The organism is Frateuria sp. GZRe14 (genome assembly GCF_051900395.1).
Classification (GTDB): Bacteria; Pseudomonadota; Gammaproteobacteria; order Xanthomonadales; family Rhodanobacteraceae; genus Frateuria_A; species Frateuria_A edaphi.
Map to the genome: position 1 here is coordinate 1520814 of NZ_JBHZGJ010000001.1, position 16252 is coordinate 1537065.

A 16252-nucleotide genomic window follows, 5' to 3' on the forward strand; every position below is an offset into this window, starting at 1 on the left:
ACAAGCGGGGATCCTGGACGACCTCGTCGCTGGTGCTTTGCACCTAGGCGAAACACTGCAAGCCTTTTCACTGACAAAGGATGCTTGCGTCGCGTTGCGTTGGTGGTCAGTCAGCGCGAAGGTAGCCGCGGCGCTTCTGCTTGAAGGCGTCTGCGAAGCGCTCAATGAACTCGGCCATAGCACCGCGGAATCGAAGTGCTTCCGATGGAAGCGCCACACCGAGATCTCGCGCGATGTCCATGGCATATCGGACCTGCGGTTCGGTTGGGGGCTTCAGGTCGGGGTCAAGGCACTCGGCGAGGCTGACCGCGAAGCATTCCGCGAGCCGCTCTCGAAAGACATTGACCGATCCCGAGTGAGTGGCACGTTCGTATTGGACGATCCATGCCTCTCGGACGCAGTCATCGACAGGGATCGAGATTCCGCCGCTTTCATCAACTACGAGTTGGAGGGGCATGTCGCGAGTCCCAGCCTGTTTGACGTGGACGTCTTGCCTGCATACTACGAAATACGTAGTATCCAAGGCAAGGCAAAGTTACGAATCTCGTAGGCCTCTCCTACGCAGGCTCGTGACATGCCCAGACGGTCGGATATTCGGCTGGCTTTTTGCCGGCGCCTTAAAGAGGCCCGCGAGAGGTGCCAGCTGTCACAGAAGCAACTGGGATTGCAGGCAGGCTTGGATCCATTTGTGGCCAGCACGCGCGTCAATCGCTATGAGCTAGGCATACATGAACCGGATTTGGCGACGGTGGCCAGTCTGGCGGAAGCACTGCAGGTTCCGGTTGCCTACCTCTTTGCTGAGGACCAGCGTCTGGCGGACATGATCCTCGCGTTCGATCGCCTCACAGCAGGTGAAAAAGACAAGCTGTTGAAGGAGTTGGGGGAACGATAGTTGCGTCACCGAGGTGTGGGTGGTTACGCGTGGGTTCCCCAGTCGATTCATCATTGATTGCCACGCTCCGTCAGCGGGAGCGGCAACACACGGGTCATAAGTACTGCCGCTGAGGTACCGCCGAGGTGGTGCGCCGTCGCCGGCTAAGCGGCTTTGGGGTGACGATCTTATGGGGAAAGTGACGACACAAGCGCTTGAAAAGTTGCTCGTCGCAGCGCGTTCGGCACCTCAGGGACCTGAGGCCGCACGAATACAGGAAGCGGTCTTCAAGGCCCTCTTGGACGCGACCGTCTATGCCCATGTTCCGATCGAGGGAGCGCCGCCAGGGCGTGTGCGGTTCATCCAGTTCGTGCGCCCAGACAATGGACAGACTGTCCTGCCATTCTTCAGCGACCGAGCCCAAGCCGAGCAGCCACAGAGAACGGATGCGTTGATAGTCGCGATGTCGGGCCGTCGCCTGTTCGAGCTAACGCGCGGCGCGACGTTAATGCTCAACCCGAACCTGGACCAAGTGGCGTTGTACCCGCCAGAAATCATCGCGCTCTTAGAGGGTCGCGAGCTCGGTTACTTCGCGAAGCAGACACTGGATGAAGAGATTTCCGTAGGCGTGTGCCCGCCCATGGTTCCGACAGATGATCTCAACACCGCGCTTCATGGACTGTTTGAAGAAGAGCAGACAGTCAGATCGGCGTACTTGGCCGAAGTTCACCGTGAGGGCGACTGCGCAGAAGTATTCCTATTGCTTACGGTCGTTGCTGCGCCCGCGCATCACGAGCGGCTGCTTCAGTTAGCAACACTGGCTCTGAAGACTCATTCAACCGATCTTGATCTTCCACTAAACATTCTCTTCGTAGCACCAGACGCGCCGCTTCCGCAGGTCTGCCACGCGGGAATTCAATTCTTCGGGAGGTGATGCCCATAGGGCACGAGCCAAGGAAAGCCTGTCGACAAAGCTTCCACGAGGGTCGATCATGACCATGCCGGACGAAAGGACAAGAGCGCTACTGTGGGCAGGTGGCTTTCTGGTAGAGCTTGCTCGAAACGACAGTCTGCCGCTCGATGTCAGAAGGCGCGCTGTGGTGATCGCGCGACACTTCCCGACCATCGAGGATGTTTCGGCCATGGCGCTATTCAGACACCCATCGGGACTTGGCATTGGGCTTGCGTCTCCCTCTGATGTTAGTTCAAGGAACGAGGGAGGCTGCTTTGGCCCCCTTCGTTACGCCACTCGACTTGCATGGCCAGAAGAGGTCTGAGCCGCAAGGCGATGGAGCTTGCGCATTCAGAGGCCTTGGGTGCGCCCGTAGCAGATAGCGGTTAGCACTCATCGCAGAACTACGGCTTCGCGAGCACAGTCCGCGCCCTGACGCTCAACGTCAAGTTCAAGCTCATGCCCATACCCACCGACAAGGACAGCGAGAACGCCCCCGACTACCGCGTCCAGACCGTCGGCGGCTACGACGCCGGCGGGGCGTGGAAGAAAGTCAGCCATGCCGAGCGTCGTACTTGTCGGTGACTCGCGATGATCCTTCGCTTCCGGCGACGAGCTACGCATGCCTGATCAAGGACGAGGATGGCGGCAAGCACAGTCTGATCTGGTCGCGCAGCGATTCGACGGCCTGACAGCCGTCCAGTGCTCCGCCCTCGCGGTGGAGCGCCTATACGCCCATTACCAGGACATCCTGGCTGTGTAGCGTTTGAAGCTTTCTACGAAGAGCTCCAGAAAGCGGCGGCTTCTCTTCGCGAATCCCGCATTGAGCAGGGCGGTAATTGTCGCCTCGGACTGGAGCTCCTGAATGAGTATCGTGGTTGACGATTCATGCCATCCCGCACGTCCGACAGGCATCCTGGCGAACAACCCTTGCGGTGTGTTGGACGCGGCATGCGCCAGGCTCGCCTCGTCGTTCTCCTCAAGGAACGCCAGAGCGGCTAACGTTTCGAAGCGCTCGAATACCAGTTCGAACTCCGATGACACGTCGGCAAAGCTGGAACGCCACGAGGACATGACATCGAGCAGATGATCGCTGAGGGCTGTCTTGCGGCGTTCCAAGCCCTCCAGTTGTTGCCAGACATCATTCTTCTCGCCTTTCCATGACCCTAGAAATAGCGTCGATACCACTCTGCGCGGTTCTTGATACTCCCGAGGCCATAAGGTCACGAGGAGTTCGTGTAGCGTTTGCCAGCGTTGCGAGCGCGTTAATCCAACACCGTATGCAGTGAAGATCATCACTGCAGGATAAGAGCGCAAACCGAGCCATACCGTGAGGCCGTTTCCAACTTTTTCTGCCTGACGATAGATGCTTTTGAGTACGTCGAGGACCAACGCCAGCTCATTGCCGTCACCCCACCGACCAAGTGCGCCGGCCATGCGTGCCAAAGGCTCCGCCAGTGCTTCGTATCGCGGTACCCGGGATCGAAACTCCGCTTGGCTCCATTGTCCGTGGGGTGCGAACGACGGATCATCGAGCTGCGCCAGCAGTCGCTCGGTTTCCTGCGAAAACAGGTCGTCGAGTTGGATGCGGTATTCCGGCTTGGCGAGGTACCGCTTCGTGCTGTTGACGAGCAATTCGACGCTGAGTGGATTCTGCCGTTGGCTTTGTTCAAGCGTTTCCACACGCTGCTGCAGCGTCTGGAAGAATTCGTCCGCACCCGAGATCGGGACAACTTTGGCGCCACGATGAGTCGCCAGGTCGGTAGCGCCGGTTCCCAGGGAGCCGCGGGCGGACCAGTAGACTGGGTAACGCCGATTCGGTGCGCGGAGGAACGCGGCGCGCAACGCATGATCCCATTCGCCCGACCAGCCACAAACGATCAGTCCGTGCTCGTCAAGGATTCGATCCAGCAACCTGTCGTAGCTTTCGGGATAGGCGCTCAGCTCCTGATCGGTATTCAGGATGCGTGCATCCTTGTAATCGCCATGAAGTTTGAGCACGTAGCATCGGCTGTGCATCAGCGGCTCGGCACCGGCAAGCGCATCCACGGAAGCTACAACAGTCGGCTCGACACCCTGCTCTCGCAGGGCGTTCTCCATGAGCCGATCGAAGTTGGTCGTAATGATGACCCGGATGTGGCCCGAGTGGACCAATTGCGCGATCGCATGGTGAGCTTTAGTTGGAACCTTCCGACCTTCCTCACGATCCTCCACGCTTGGTTCAATATAGCGATGCAGGATGGCTCGGCGCTCTTCAGGTGAGCTGGCGACTCCCTCAAGCAGTGCAGAGTAGTTGGGCTCCTGACCGGTCTTGTCCCGATACCATCTTGCCCAGTCCGATTGTTCTTCGGCTCCTTGGGCCATTGCGACACGCCGTACCAGATCCAGCGTGATTTCCCAGCCGGTCGGGATTTCCGCGGAACGCGACAGCCCCGATCCTAGGAGAACAGCAAAGACCCCTTTGTTTTCGTAAACGGAGAAGGCGAGTTGGGTGATGGGATCGTTTTGAAGCAGTGTCATTGATCGAAAGTCTTGGTTTGGTGGCCTAGTTTCCCACGAGCCTAAGCGGCACGAGAATCGACTTGGACCTATCGTTTCAGGAGTGATGCTTTGCGCGTTCTCACAGAGCGTCGTATTCCCGAACGTTCTATCAAAGGTGAATTGAGCTGGCCTTCGGTGTGGCGGCGAGAATGGGCCAGCATGTGGCCGATCAACAAGATGCCTACGTCCTGATCATGGCTGAAGGTTTCGGGCGCGCTTTGGTTTCACCATGGGCAGCTTGTCTGGCCGTCTCTGCGACCTGAAGGTATGGACAGGGGAAGGATGTTGTGCGCCATCAAAAGCCGTCTATCCATGGACATCATCAGTCTTGGCTGAGATCGCGTCATAAAGGGCTTTCAGCGTTGGTCCATAGACACATCACCGGTCGGTATTACCCGCATGTTCTCAATCGTGGCGGGCGTGGGGTGGTGAGCCCGTTGGACCGGGGATGAGCGCGAGTTTCCCGCGAACCCGGCCCTCACCCCGGCCCTCTTCCCGAAGGGAGAGAGAGGATCGAGCCGTTGGACATTCGCTCAGGCGGGGCGTCGGGCGCCGAGCTGGACGAGGACCTCCTGCGCAGCGCGGATGCGTTCGGTGGCGCCGGGAAGATCCAGCGTGATCCTGAGCTTGTCCTGGCCGTCGAGTTTGTAGACGCGCGGCTGGCTCTGGATCAGGCGGATGATGGCCATCGGTTCGATGTCGGGTTTGTCGCGGAAGGTGATGCGGCCGCCGTTGGCGCCCAGGTCGAGTTTGCGGATGCCCAGCGGGGTGGCCATAAGCTTGAGGCTGGACAGCGCGAACAGGGTCTTGGTCGGTTCGGGCAGCAGACCGAAGCGGTCGATCATTTCCACCTGCAGGTCGCGCAGGCCGTCCTCGTTCCTGGCGCTGGCGATGCGCTTGTAGAGGGTCAGGCGCGTGTGCACGTCGGGCAGGTAGTCGTCCGGGATCAGCGCCGGCAGATGCAGTTCGACTTCCGTTTCGTGCTCGGAGGAGAGATCGAAGTCGGGTACCTTGCCGCTCTTCAGCGCGCGCACGGCACGATCGAGCAGTTCGGTGTAGAGACCGAAGCCGATTTCCTGGATCTGGCCAGATTGCTCCTCGCCGAGCAGTTCGCCGGCCCCGCGGATCTCCAGGTCGTGGGTCGCCAGGGTGAAGCCCGCGCCCAGTTCCTCCAGCGAGGCGAGCGCTTCGAGGCGCTTCTCGGCGTCGGCGGTGATCGCCTTGCGGTCGGGCACGATCAGGTAGGCGTAGGCGCGGTGGTGCGAGCGGCCGACGCGGCCACGCAGCTGGTGCAACTGGGCCAGGCCGAAGCGGTCGGCGCGGTTGATGATGATGGTGTTGGCGGTCGGGATGTCGATGCCGGTCTCAATGATGGTGGTGCACACCAGCACGTTGAAGCGCTGGCGGTGGAAGTCGGCCATGACGCGTTCGAGCTCGCGCTCGGGCATCTGGCCATGGGCGATGCCGATACGCGCGTCGGGGATGAGTTCCTGAAGCTCGCGCGCGGTGCGCTCGATCGACTCGACCTCGTTGTGCAGGAAGTACACCTGGCCGCCACGCGAGAGCTCGCGCTGGAACGCTTCGCGGATGGTGGCCGGGTCCCACACGCTGATGAAGGTGCGCACGGCCATGCGGTGCGCGGGCGGGGTGGTGATGAGCGAGAGATCGCGCAGGCCGGCCATCGCCATGTTGAGCGTGCGCGGGATCGGCGTGGCGGTCATGGTGAGCAGGTCGACCTCGGCGCGCAGCTTTTTCAGCTGCTCCTTCTGGCGCACGCCGAAGCGCTGTTCCTCGTCGACGATCACCAGGCCCAGGTTCTTGAACTTGATGTCCGGCTGCAGCAGTTTGTGGGTGCCGACGATCACGTCGATTTGCCCGTCGGCCAGGCGCTTGAGCGCGTCGTTCACTTCCTTGGTCGACTTGAAGCGCGAGAGTACGTCGACCTTCACCGGCCAGTCGGCGAAGCGGTCGGCGAAGTTGCGGTAATGCTGCTGGGCGAGCAAGGTGGTCGGCACCAGCACGGCCACCTGCTTGCCGGCGGTGGCAGCGGCGAAGGCGGCGCGCAACGCGACCTCGGTCTTGCCGAAGCCGACGTCGCCGCAGATCACGCGGTCCATCGCGCGCGGTGCGGCGAGATCCACGAGCACGGCATCGATGGCGTGCTCCTGGTCGGGCGTTTCCTCGAACGGGAAGCTCGTGCCGAATTCCTCGACCATGCCGCGGTCGATGTTGATCGACTCGCCGCCACGCGCTTCGCGCTGGGCATAGATGGCCAGAAGCTCCGCGGCGACGTCGCGGACTTTTTCGGCTGCCTTCTTGCGTGCGCGTTCCCACGCGTCCCCGCCGAGCGAGTGCAACGGCGCCAGTTCCGGCGCGGTGCCGGAGTAGCGGCTGACCAGGCCCAACTGCGCGACCGGTACGTAGAGCTTGTCGCCCTTGGCGTACTCGATGACCAGGAACTCGCCTTCCATGCCCCCGAGCTCCATCGACACCAGGCCCTGGTAGCGGCCCACGCCATGGTCGACGTGCACGATCGGCGCGCCGACGGAAAGCTCGGTCAGGTCGCGGATGATCGCGTCCGGATCGCGCGTGGCACCGCGGCGGCGCTTGCGGTCGGAGCGCACGCGCTCGCCGTAGAGTTCGCGCTCGGTGAGCACGGCGATGGCCGGCTGCTTGAGTGCGAAGCCCTGTTCGAGCGGCGCGACGCTGATCGCCAGTCGCGTGGCCGTAGTCGCGAGGAAACCGTTCCAGCCATCCACCGCGTCGGGCCTGAGGCCAGCGGCGGCCAGTGTTTCGGCGAGCGCCTCGCGCCTGCCGGCCGAGTCCGCCGCGATCAGCACGCGGCCGGAGTAGCTTTCGAGGAAGTGGCGCAGCGAGGTGCCCGGCTCCTCGCCCTTGCGGTTGAGTGGCACCTCGGGTGCGGGCAGCGTGCCCGAGTCGACGGCGTGCTCGTGGCCGGAGGGGACTACCTCCACGCGCAGGCGCCGGTTGAGCTGCTCGCGCAGTTGTTCGGGCGAGAGGTAAAGCTCCGGCGGCGGCAGCACCGGGCGCTCGATGTCGTGCGCACGCTGGTCGTACCGCTCGGCGGTGTTGGTCCAGAACTGGTCGGAGGCCTCGGTGGCGCCTTCGCCCAGCACGAAAAGGGCGCCGTCGCCGAGATAGTCGAACAACGTGGCGGTCTGCTTGAAAAAGAGCGGCAGGTAGTACTCGATGCCGCCGGGCGTCACGCCTTCCTTCATGTCCTGGTAGAGCGGGCAGCGGCGGATGTCGATCGGGAAGCGCTCGCGCAGGGCGGCGCGGAAGTCCTTGGCCGCATCCTCGGTGAGCGGGAATTCGCGCGCGGGCAGCAACTCGACCCTGTCGACCGGTTGCTGCGAGCGCTGGGTTTCCGGATCGAAGCTGCGGATCGAGTCGACCTCGTCGTCGAACAGCTCGATGCGGTAGGGCTCGGCGGTGCCCATCGGGAAGATATCGATCAACGCGCCGCGCACGGCGTAATCGCCCGGTTCGGCCACCTGCGGCACGTAGCGGTAGCCTGCGGCTTCCAGGCGTCGCTGTTCGGCCGCCAGGTCGAGCTTCTGGCCCTTGGAGACGACCAGGCCCGCGCCGGTGATGTGCGAGCGCGGTGCGATGCGCTGCATCAGCGTGGCCACTGGCACCACCAATACGCCGCGGGTGACGGCCGGCAGGCGGTAGAGCGTGGCGATGCGCTGGGAGACGATCTCCGGGTGCGGGCTGAAGACGTCGTAGGGCAGCGTTTCCCAGTCAGGGAAATGCAGCACGGGCAGGTCGCCGGCGAACAGGCGCAGCTCGTCTTCCAGCGCCGAGGCCCGCTGGGTGTCGCGCGTCACCGCCACCAGCAGGCCGGCGTGGTCGCGCGCCGATTCGGCGATCAGCAGGGCGCGCGAGGAACCGTGGGGCGGAGTCCAGAAGCGGCGCTGCTTGGGGGTGGTGGGCAGGGGCGGATGGGGAATCGGGGGCATGGGCATGCTTGTCGCGCCGGGAAATCGCGGCGGAAAGCAGGGGAGTTTAGCGCGACGGTCGTGGCTGCCGTGCAGGCGGCGCGCGGCCGTCGCAGGAGCCCGCCTGTGGACGATGCTCTTTGCGTCGGATAGACAAGTAGGTTCCTGCAGGGCCGTTGAACGACTCGTTGCAGCCGGCGTCGTTCAGAGGCGCAAGGTGATCTGCGCGACGCCGGGCTCGTCCGGCACCATGCGCGAGGTGAAACCCAGTTCGCTGCACAGGCGCAGCATCGGGCGGTTCTCCACCAGGACATAGCCCCAGATTTCGGTCAGTCCGCGCTCGCGGCAGGTGGCGACCAGGCGACGCATCAGCTCGGCGCCCAGGCCCAGGCGTGTCCATTCGCGCTCGACCAGCACGGAGAATTCGGCAGTGTCGGCGGCCACGTCGATGAATACGCGGCCCACGCCACGCAACTCCGCTGGCGACACGCCGCCGTCGACCAGCACGAAAGCCGCTTCGGTTTCCGGATCGATGTGACACAGCCGCTGCGCCATCGGTTCGGGAAGCTCGGTCAAGCTGTGCAGGAAGCGCCGGCGGATGTCCTCGGCTGGCAGACGCGTGAAGCATCGGCGCAGCGCCGCGACGTCGCCCGGTTCGATCGGCCGCACCTGCAACAGACGGCCGTCGCGTGTGGCGACAGGTTCTCCGGTGCTCGGCAGGGCCTCGGAGCGGGCGAAGCGCTGGTTGCTGCGCGGAGGCAGTGGCGTGCTGCGGGTGGGGCTGGAGAAGTCGATGGCGGGCTGGATAGTCATGTCCATACTGTAGCGTATTTTTGCGCCGCAGCATGCTTGCGCAGCGCCAAGTGGACGCTGTTATCGGCGACCCGATGCGCAGCTGGCGTGAACAGGCAGGCGGGTGCCTGAGCGCGACTTGCGGCGTTGCGGCAGGGAAGGCAGCGGCGATGCGGAGCGCAACCTGTGCGGAACGCGCGCGGTCCGCGATCGCGCACAGGTGCGCTCCTGCAGGTGGAGCGGCGGGCCGGTGAGCCCGCCCTGGATCAAAGCGCTTCGGAGGCGAAGTCGGCCAGCCGCGAGCGCTCGCCACGCCTGAGCGTGATGTGCGCCGAGTGCTCCCAGTTCTTGAAGCGGTCCACCGCGTAGGTCAGGCCCGAGGTGGTCTCGGTGAGGTAGGGCGTGTCGATCTGCTCGACGTTGCCAAGGCAGACAATCTTGGTGCCGGGGCCGGCACGGGTGATCAGCGTCTTCATCTGCTTGGGCGTGAGGTTCTGTGCCTCGTCGATGATCAGGTAACGCGACAGGAACGTGCGCCCGCGCATGAAGTTGAGCGAGCGGATCTTGATGCGCGAGGCGAGCAGGTCGTTGGTGGCCTGGCGTCCCCACGAACCACCTTCCTCGGGATTGGCGAGCACCTCGAGGTTGTCGGTGAGCGCGCCCATCCACGGCGTCATCTTTTCTTCCTCGGTGCCCGGCAGGAAGCCGATGTCCTCGCCGACCGAGACGGTGGCGCGGGTCATGATGATCTCGCGGTAGCGCTGCTGGTCCATGACTTGCGCAAGTCCGGCGGCGAGCGCCAGCAGCGTCTTGCCGGTGCCGGCGGTGCCGAGCAGGGTGACGAAGTCGACGTCGGGGTCCATCAGCACATTGAGGGCGAAGTTCTGTTCGCGGTTGCGTGCGGCGATGCCCCACACGCTATGGCTGGGATGGCTGTGGTCGTCCAGCAGCACCAGCGTGGCCTGCTGCTCGTCCACGTGAAGCACGCGCAGCTCGACACTGTTTTCGCCGGGCAGGAACAGGCACTGGTTGGGATGCCAGTCCTCGTCCTCGCGGCGGTCGACCTTGTAGAACGTCCGGCCGCGCTCGGACCAGGATTGCACCTCCGGATGACGATCCCAGAAATCCTCCGGGAGTCCGGTCGAACCGGTGTAGAGCAGCGCGAAATCGTCCAGCGCGCGGTCGTTCTCGTAGTCCTCTGCATCGATGCCGTAGATCTTGGCCTTGATGCGCAGGTTGATGTCCTTGGTGACCAGGATCACCTGGCGGTCCGGATGCTGGTCGCGCAGCTCGATCACCGCCGAGAGGATCAGGTTGTCCGCCTTGCCGTGCCCGGCGGTCGCGCGCTGCTGGAAGTACAGCTTGCCTACCGCGCCGCCGCGCTTGAGATTCACGCCTTCGGGATTGGACAGCTCCAGCCCGTTGCTGATGCCGTGCCCGTTGCCGCGCACGATGAGCTCGTTGAGGAAGCGGCTTACCTGACGACCGTTGCGCGAGACTTCCGAGGCACCCTTCTTCTTTTCGTCCAGTTCCTCCAGCACGGTCATGGGAATGAACACGTCGTGTTCCTCGAAGCGGAACAGCGAGGTGGGGTCGTGCAACAGCACATTGGTGTCGAGTGCGTAGATTCGCTTGCTTCCGGTCATGCGGAAGAGGCCTCGCTTCTGGTCGGACCAAAGAAAAGCGGCCTGGACCGAAGGGTCGCAGGCCGCCGGATGGCACGGCTCGCCGCCGCGCAAAGGGAGTGCTGGGAAACGAAGGGATGCTTCACTTGGTTGGGATGGCGTCCAGTACGGCCTGGGCATGGCCCGGGACTTTCACGCCGCGCCACTCCTGCGCGAGATGGCCCTTGGGGTCGATCAGAAACGTGCTGCGCACGATCCCCAGGTGGGTCTTGCCGTAGAGCATCTTCTCGTGGATCACGTCGAAGGCCTTGCACCAGGTTTCGTCGGTGTCGGCGATCAGCGGAAAGGGCAGGGCCTGCTTGTCGGCAAAGTTCGCATGCGAGGTGACCGAGTCACGCGAGACGCCGACGATCTCGGCATTGCGCTTGCGGAAGTCGTCGTAGAGGTCCCGGAAATCCTGCGCCTCGGTGGTGCAGCCGGGGGTGGAGTCCTTGGGATAGAAGTAGATCACCACCCAGCGGCCGTTGAGTTCGGAAAGTTCCAACTCGATGTCGTCGCCAGTGGTGCCGATCAGAGGGGGAATCGGTTTGCCGATTTCGGGCATGGGGTCTCCGCGAGGTCGGTCGAAGTACGGGCGCGCCGTGCGCCTTCGAGCGAAGACTAGCGCGCTCGCGGTGGCATGCAACAGGGTTGCCGGCGGCGCCGACTCGCGCGATGCTTGGGGCTTGCCGCGCCGACAGGGTTGCGCGCGATGGCGAGCCCCTGTGGGCGCCCTTGGCGTAACGGCATAGGATTCGACAGTCGCGTGCACGGCGGTCGCGTCGGCGGGAGTTCCCCGGACCGCCCGCCCGCACTTCGGTGGCGCAGCTAGAACTTGACCGGATCCATGATCGCGTCGAGGTTGAGTCCATCGCACAGTTCCAGGAAATCGTCGCGCAAGGTGGCGAGATGGATCTGCGAGGGAATGCCGATGGTGATCTGCGCCTGGAACATCTGGGCGCCGGTCTGCATCGCCTGGTAGCGCATCGAGCTCAGCTGCTCGACGCGGATGTCGTGGCGACTGAAGAACTCCACCACCTTCACCAGGATGCCGGGGCGGTCGGCGGCCACCACTTCCACCAGGTAAGGCAGCAGCGATGCGTTCTGTTCGCGCGGGCTGGTGCGGTAATGCGACAGCCGCAGCTCCTCGTCGCGGCCGAGCTTGGCCAGCGCCGTTTCCAGTTTCGCGATGGCGTCCCACGCACCGGCGGCAAGCATCAGCAGCGAGGTGTCGCTGCCGATGGTCGACACGCGCGCGTCAGCCAGGCTGCAGCCGGCGTCGGCAATGCGCTTGGTCAGCGTAAGCAGGGGCGTGCGCGACGCCGGGGTGAGCGCGTGGATCAGCAGCTGGTTGTCGTTGCCGGCGCGCGCAGAGGGACGGTTCAAGGAAGGCTACCTATGGGATCCCGCAGGGCGGCCTGCGGGCTCCAATGAGCTTACCCGCGATGCTCCGGACAAGTCCACGGAAGCCTGTTCGGTCCGGTGCGGGATACCCTTCGCGGGCGATGCTTCGATTTCGACGCACCCGGGTGGGGATGGCTCCCGTGCGGCCTTCCACTGGATGCAGGCCGCCAGTAACATCCTCCGCTTGCCTTTCGGCCGGGAACGAGTCTTGGACATTCGTGGAAGCATCTGCGCGCTGGTGACACCGTTTGGCGCCGATGGCTCGCTCGACCTGGCGGCCTTCGGGCGGCTGCTCGACTACCAGCTCGCCGGAGGCACGCAGGCGGTGGTGGTCGCCGGGTCCACCGGCGAAGCGCACATGCTCGAGCATGACGAGTTCGACCGCCTGCTCGCCTTTGCGGTCGAGCGCGTTGCCGGCCGCGTGCCGGTGATTGCCGGCACGGGCGAGGCAGGCACCGCGCGCACCCTGGCGCAGACCCGCCGCGCCGCTTCGCTGGGCGCCGACGCGGCGCTCGTGGTCGCGCCCTACTACGTGCGCCCGACCCAGGAAGGTCTGCGCCGGCACTTCCTGGAGGTTGCCGAGCAGGGCGGTCTGCCGGTGCTGCTCTACAACGTGCCCACTCGCACCGCCTGCGACCTGTTGCCGGAAACCGTCGCGCAGCTGCGCGACCATCCGGCCATCCTCGGCATCAAGGAGGCGGTCGCCAGCGACGAACGCATCCACGCGCTTGCGGAACTTGCGCGCGCGGATTTCGTCTACCTGTCGGGCGACGACGGCACGGCGGGCAAGGCCATGCTGGCTGGCGCGGCCGGTACCGTTTCGGTGGCAGTCAACCTGGTGCCGCAGGCGTTCCGCACGTTGTGCGATGCGGCCACGGCGGGCGACCGCGAAGCGGCCGGACGCGCGCACGACCGGCTCGATCCGCTGGTGCAGGCGCTCAACTGCGCGCCCAATCCGATCGCGGTGAAGGCCATGCTGCCTGCGCTGGGGCTCGGTTCGGCCCGGCCCCGGCTGCCGCTGGTGGAACTGGCCGACGGTCCGGACCGCAAGCGCCTGCACGAAGCACTGGCTGCTCTGGCATCCTTGGTGGCCGACGCCTGATCTTCCGGCGGCCGCTCGATTCCTTTTTTCGGAAAACTCTCCATGAAGAAAACCTCGCTCGTCGTCACCCTGCCGGTCCTGGTCCTGGGCGGCCTGCTGCTTTCCGGTTGCGGCATGCTCCGCTCGCACAAGGCCTGGGAAACCGCGCGCCAGGAGGCCCCGCTGGAAATCCCGCCGGACCTGGACACGCCGCCGGCGAGCGATGCGCTGGTGATCCCGCCGCCGGGTGCGAACAATCCGACCGCCGCGGGCGTCACGGCTGACGTGGGCGGCGTAGGCGGCACGATCGCCGACGGCTTCGTGCTGGCCGACAGCGCGGACAACACCTACCGCCGGGTCGGCGAGGTGCTGGGCGACGTGGGCGAGGTCACCGCGAAGGACGATGCCGCGCACACGTACACCGTCAACGTGACCGCTGCGCCGGCCACGAAGCGCGGTTTCTTCAGCCGCCTGTTCCATCGCGACGGGAAGGGCGACGCCGCCACCGCCGGCAAGGCCGCCCGCCAGGTGCAGGTGAGCATTACCGCGAGCGGCGATGCCGCCAGCGAAGTGCGTGCCCAGGGCCAGGCCGCTGCGGTGGCCAGGGTGGTCGATACGCTGAAGGCGAAGCTCGGCGGCTGATCGCCAGTTCATCCGTTCCAAGTCGGACGCCGCCTTCGGGCGGCGTTCGCTTTTGGGGCTCCGGCAAGCCCTGCGACTTCGGCACGGAGCGCCTACACGGGCGAACGGGATCGGGGTGGTCGGGGCGGAGTCCGTTCGTGGCGGTCTAGTCCGGCGGGCGAGGTCGAAACGCCCACCACCTCCCGGAAACAAAAACGCCGCCCGAAGGCGGCGTCTGCGTGAACTGGCGTTGGCTCAGCGCTCCAGCAGCTTGAGCTTGTCCGGCTTGCCTTCCCACTCCTTGGCGTCGGCGAGACCATCCTTGCGCTCGGTGATCACCGGCCAGTCCCGCGACAGCTCGGCATTGATCGCCACGAACTGCTCCTGACCGGCGGGCACGTCGTCCTCCGGGTAGATCGCGTTGATCGGACACTCCGGCTCGCACAAGGTGCAGTCGATGCACTCGTCCGGATTGATCACCAGGAAGTTCGGACCTTCATGGAAGGCATCGACCGGGCAGACCTCGACGCAATCGGTGTACTTGCACTTGATGCAGTTGTCGGTGACGACAAAGGTCATGGGCGGCTTCGAGTCGGCTGTAGAGAAGTGTCCGACGGCTCTGCTTTAAGGATGCCGGCCGGAGCGCTGCTCCTTGTGAAAAGTGCGGCCATGGATGGCCGCTTCTAGTCTAGCCGGTGGCCAAGAGCTAAGGGTTTGCCGAAGCCCTTCCAGACAGCGGCAATCATGGACGATTGCAAAAACAGTGGCGCTCCCTACGAGGTTCGAACTCGTGTTCCCGCCTTGAGAGGGCGGTGTCCTAGGCCACTAGACGAAGGGAGCGCAGAGCTGCGAGGCGCGCTAGTATAGCGAAATTGTTTCGCCCGGCAATGCCCTGTGAAGACTTCTTCGCGCTGCCGTCCGGAACAGCCGCCGGCATTTCAAACCGCGCGGACGGACCGCAGCGCGTTGCGCGGCGATTTGTTGCATCGGCGCCGTGCGCCGCCAAGGACCCAGACCGCTTGAACCCAGAAGCAAGGACTTCCGTCACGCCCGTGCCCGCGATCGTTCCCCGCGAGCAGCACGTGATTTCCCGCAAGAACATAAGCAAGGCCGCGTTACGCGTGCTCTACCGCCTCCACGACGCAGGCTACGACGCTTTCCTGGTCGGCGGGGCCGTGCGCGACCTGCTGCTCGGCGGCCACCCGAAGGATTTCGACGTCGCCACCAGCGCCACGCCGGACGAGGTCAAGAAGCTGTTTCGCAACTGCCGCCTGATCGGCCGCCGTTTCCGCCTGGCGCACGTGGTCTTCGGTCCGGAGATCATCGAGGTGGCGACCTTTCGCGGCACCGGCGCGGACGATGCGGCCGAAGGTGATCGTCACATCGTCGACGGCCTGATCGTGCGCGACAACGTGTGGGGGTCGATCGAGGAGGACGCGGTGCGCCGCGACTTCCGCCTCAACGCGCTGTACTACGACATCAGCGATTTCTCGGTGCGCGACTACGTCGGCGGCATGCAGGACCTGCAGAACCGCGTGCTGCACCTGATCGGCGATCCGGCCACCCGCTACCGCGAAGATCCGGTACGCATGCTGCGCGCGGCACGGCTGGCGGCCAAGCTCGACTTCACCATCGACCCGAAGGCATCCGCCCCGTTCGAGGAGCTGGGTCCGCTGTTGTGCGATGCGGCGCCGGCGCGGCTGTTCGACGAGTCGCTCAAGATGTTCCTGGCCGGAAACGGCCTGAAGAGCTTCCGCATGCTCGAGCAGTGCGGGCTGCTGAAGTTCCTGTTCCCGGCCACCGCACGCGCGCTCAAGCGGGGCGACGAGGCGCTGCGCTCGCTGATCGAGCAGGGCCTGGCCAATACCGACCAGCGCATTGCCGAGGGCAAGTCGGTGACGCCCGCGTTCCTGTTCGCCGTGCTGCTGTGGGGCGAGGTGCGCGACCTGGCGCATGCCTGGATCGTCAAGGGCGTGGATGACGGCGAGGCCTGGGCGCGCGCCGCCGCGCACGTGGTGGGCGAGCAGTGCCAGCGCGTGGCGATCCCGCGCCGCTTCACCATTACGATGGAAGAGATCTGGTCGCTGCAGCCGCGCTTCGAACAGATCCAGCGCAAGCGGGTGTTCCGGCTGATGGCGCATCCGCGCTTCCGCGCCGCGTTCGACTTCCTGCTGTTGCGCGCGGCCGAATCGCCGGCACTGCGTGAACTGGGTCAGTGGTGGGCACATGCGCAGCAGTTGCCGCAGGACGTGCTGGCGGCGGCCTTGCCAGCCAGCGCAGGCTCGCCCGCCGTCGGCTCGACCGGCGCCGCGCCGCGCAAGCGCAGGCGTCGCAAGCCGTCTGGCAAGTCCGGCTCGGCCTGAT

14 protein-coding genes, 1 tRNA gene and 1 pseudogene are annotated in these 16252 nt (G+C 64.8%); 7 read left to right on the forward strand and 9 right to left on the reverse strand.

Annotated elements, in window-relative coordinates:
* Positions 1-106: 106 nt before the first annotated feature.
* A complete protein-coding gene (locus ACFWZ1_RS06925; RefSeq protein ID WP_439665888.1) occupies positions 107-457 on the reverse strand; it encodes a hypothetical protein in 351 nt (116 codons plus the stop codon).
* A 117-nt stretch (positions 458-574) separates the two neighbouring features.
* Here ACFWZ1_RS06925 and ACFWZ1_RS06930 point away from each other — a divergent pair, with 117 nt between their 5' ends.
* From ACFWZ1_RS06930 to ACFWZ1_RS06945, 4 genes and pseudogenes are all read left to right on the forward strand, one after another.
* On the forward strand, positions 575-892 hold the full coding sequence (locus ACFWZ1_RS06930) for a helix-turn-helix domain-containing protein (RefSeq protein WP_439665889.1): 318 nt from the start codon (positions 575-577) through the stop codon (positions 890-892).
* 169 nt (positions 893-1061) lie between these two features.
* Entirely contained in the window at positions 1062-1805 is a 744-nt protein-coding gene (locus ACFWZ1_RS06935; RefSeq protein WP_439665890.1) for an enhanced serine sensitivity protein SseB C-terminal domain-containing protein, read from the forward strand.
* A gap of 64 nt (positions 1806-1869) precedes the next feature.
* Positions 1870-2148, forward strand: coding sequence for a BPSL0761 family protein (locus tag ACFWZ1_RS06940; RefSeq protein WP_439666882.1), 279 nt, complete (start codon positions 1870-1872; stop codon positions 2146-2148).
* A 134-nt stretch (positions 2149-2282) separates the two neighbouring features.
* A pseudogene (locus ACFWZ1_RS06945) lies at positions 2283-2515 on the forward strand (DUF736 domain-containing protein).
* 46 nt (positions 2516-2561) lie between these two features.
* Here the strand turns inward: ACFWZ1_RS06945 and ACFWZ1_RS06950 are convergent.
* From ACFWZ1_RS06950 to ACFWZ1_RS06975, 6 genes are all read right to left on the reverse strand, one after another.
* Positions 2562-4343: an SIR2 family protein gene (locus ACFWZ1_RS06950; RefSeq protein WP_439665891.1), complete on the reverse strand. Its 1782-nt coding sequence runs from the start codon at positions 4341-4343 to the stop codon at positions 2562-2564.
* Positions 4344-4897: 554 nt separating this feature from the next.
* Positions 4898-8353 carry a transcription-repair coupling factor gene (gene mfd / locus ACFWZ1_RS06955; RefSeq protein WP_439665892.1) on the reverse strand — a complete coding sequence of 1152 codons (3456 nt, stop codon included), beginning with the start codon at positions 8351-8353 and terminating at the stop codon, positions 4898-4900.
* A gap of 177 nt (positions 8354-8530) precedes the next feature.
* On the reverse strand, positions 8531-9133 hold the full coding sequence (locus ACFWZ1_RS06960) for a GNAT family N-acetyltransferase (RefSeq protein ID WP_439666883.1): 603 nt from the start codon (positions 9131-9133) through the stop codon (positions 8531-8533).
* A 251-nt stretch (positions 9134-9384) separates the two neighbouring features.
* A complete protein-coding gene (locus tag ACFWZ1_RS06965) occupies positions 9385-10764 on the reverse strand; it encodes a PhoH family protein (RefSeq protein ID WP_231324917.1) in 1380 nt (459 codons plus the stop codon).
* Positions 10765-10885: 121 nt separating this feature from the next.
* Positions 10886-11347, reverse strand: a complete 462-nt coding sequence (locus ACFWZ1_RS06970; protein ID WP_231324919.1) for a peroxiredoxin — start codon at positions 11345-11347, stop codon at positions 10886-10888.
* 263 nt (positions 11348-11610) lie between these two features.
* On the reverse strand, positions 11611-12168 hold the full coding sequence (locus ACFWZ1_RS06975; protein ID WP_231324921.1) for a glycine cleavage system protein R: 558 nt from the start codon (positions 12166-12168) through the stop codon (positions 11611-11613).
* A gap of 175 nt (positions 12169-12343) precedes the next feature.
* Here ACFWZ1_RS06975 and dapA point away from each other — a divergent pair, with 175 nt between their 5' ends.
* Positions 12344-13288 (forward strand): 4-hydroxy-tetrahydrodipicolinate synthase, encoded by a 945-nt coding sequence (gene dapA, locus ACFWZ1_RS06980; RefSeq protein ID WP_439665893.1) that lies wholly within the window; start codon positions 12344-12346, stop codon positions 13286-13288.
* A 42-nt stretch (positions 13289-13330) separates the two neighbouring features.
* Positions 13331-13909 (forward strand): hypothetical protein, encoded by a 579-nt coding sequence (locus ACFWZ1_RS06985; protein ID WP_439665894.1) that lies wholly within the window; start codon positions 13331-13333, stop codon positions 13907-13909.
* A 234-nt stretch (positions 13910-14143) separates the two neighbouring features.
* Here ACFWZ1_RS06985 and fdxA read toward each other — a convergent pair whose 3' ends face one another.
* Together fdxA and ACFWZ1_RS06995 are read right to left on the reverse strand one after the other, a co-directional pair.
* Positions 14144-14467 (reverse strand): ferredoxin FdxA, encoded by a 324-nt coding sequence (gene fdxA / locus ACFWZ1_RS06990; RefSeq protein ID WP_439665895.1) that lies wholly within the window; start codon positions 14465-14467, stop codon positions 14144-14146.
* Positions 14468-14652: 185 nt separating this feature from the next.
* Positions 14653-14728 (reverse strand) — tRNA-Glu (locus ACFWZ1_RS06995).
* Positions 14729-14907: 179 nt separating this feature from the next.
* Between ACFWZ1_RS06995 and pcnB the strand changes: the two genes are divergently transcribed.
* Positions 14908-16251, forward strand: coding sequence for a polynucleotide adenylyltransferase PcnB (gene pcnB, locus ACFWZ1_RS07000; RefSeq protein WP_439665896.1), 1344 nt, complete (start codon positions 14908-14910; stop codon positions 16249-16251).
* The last annotated feature ends 1 nt before the right edge of the window (position 16252 follow it).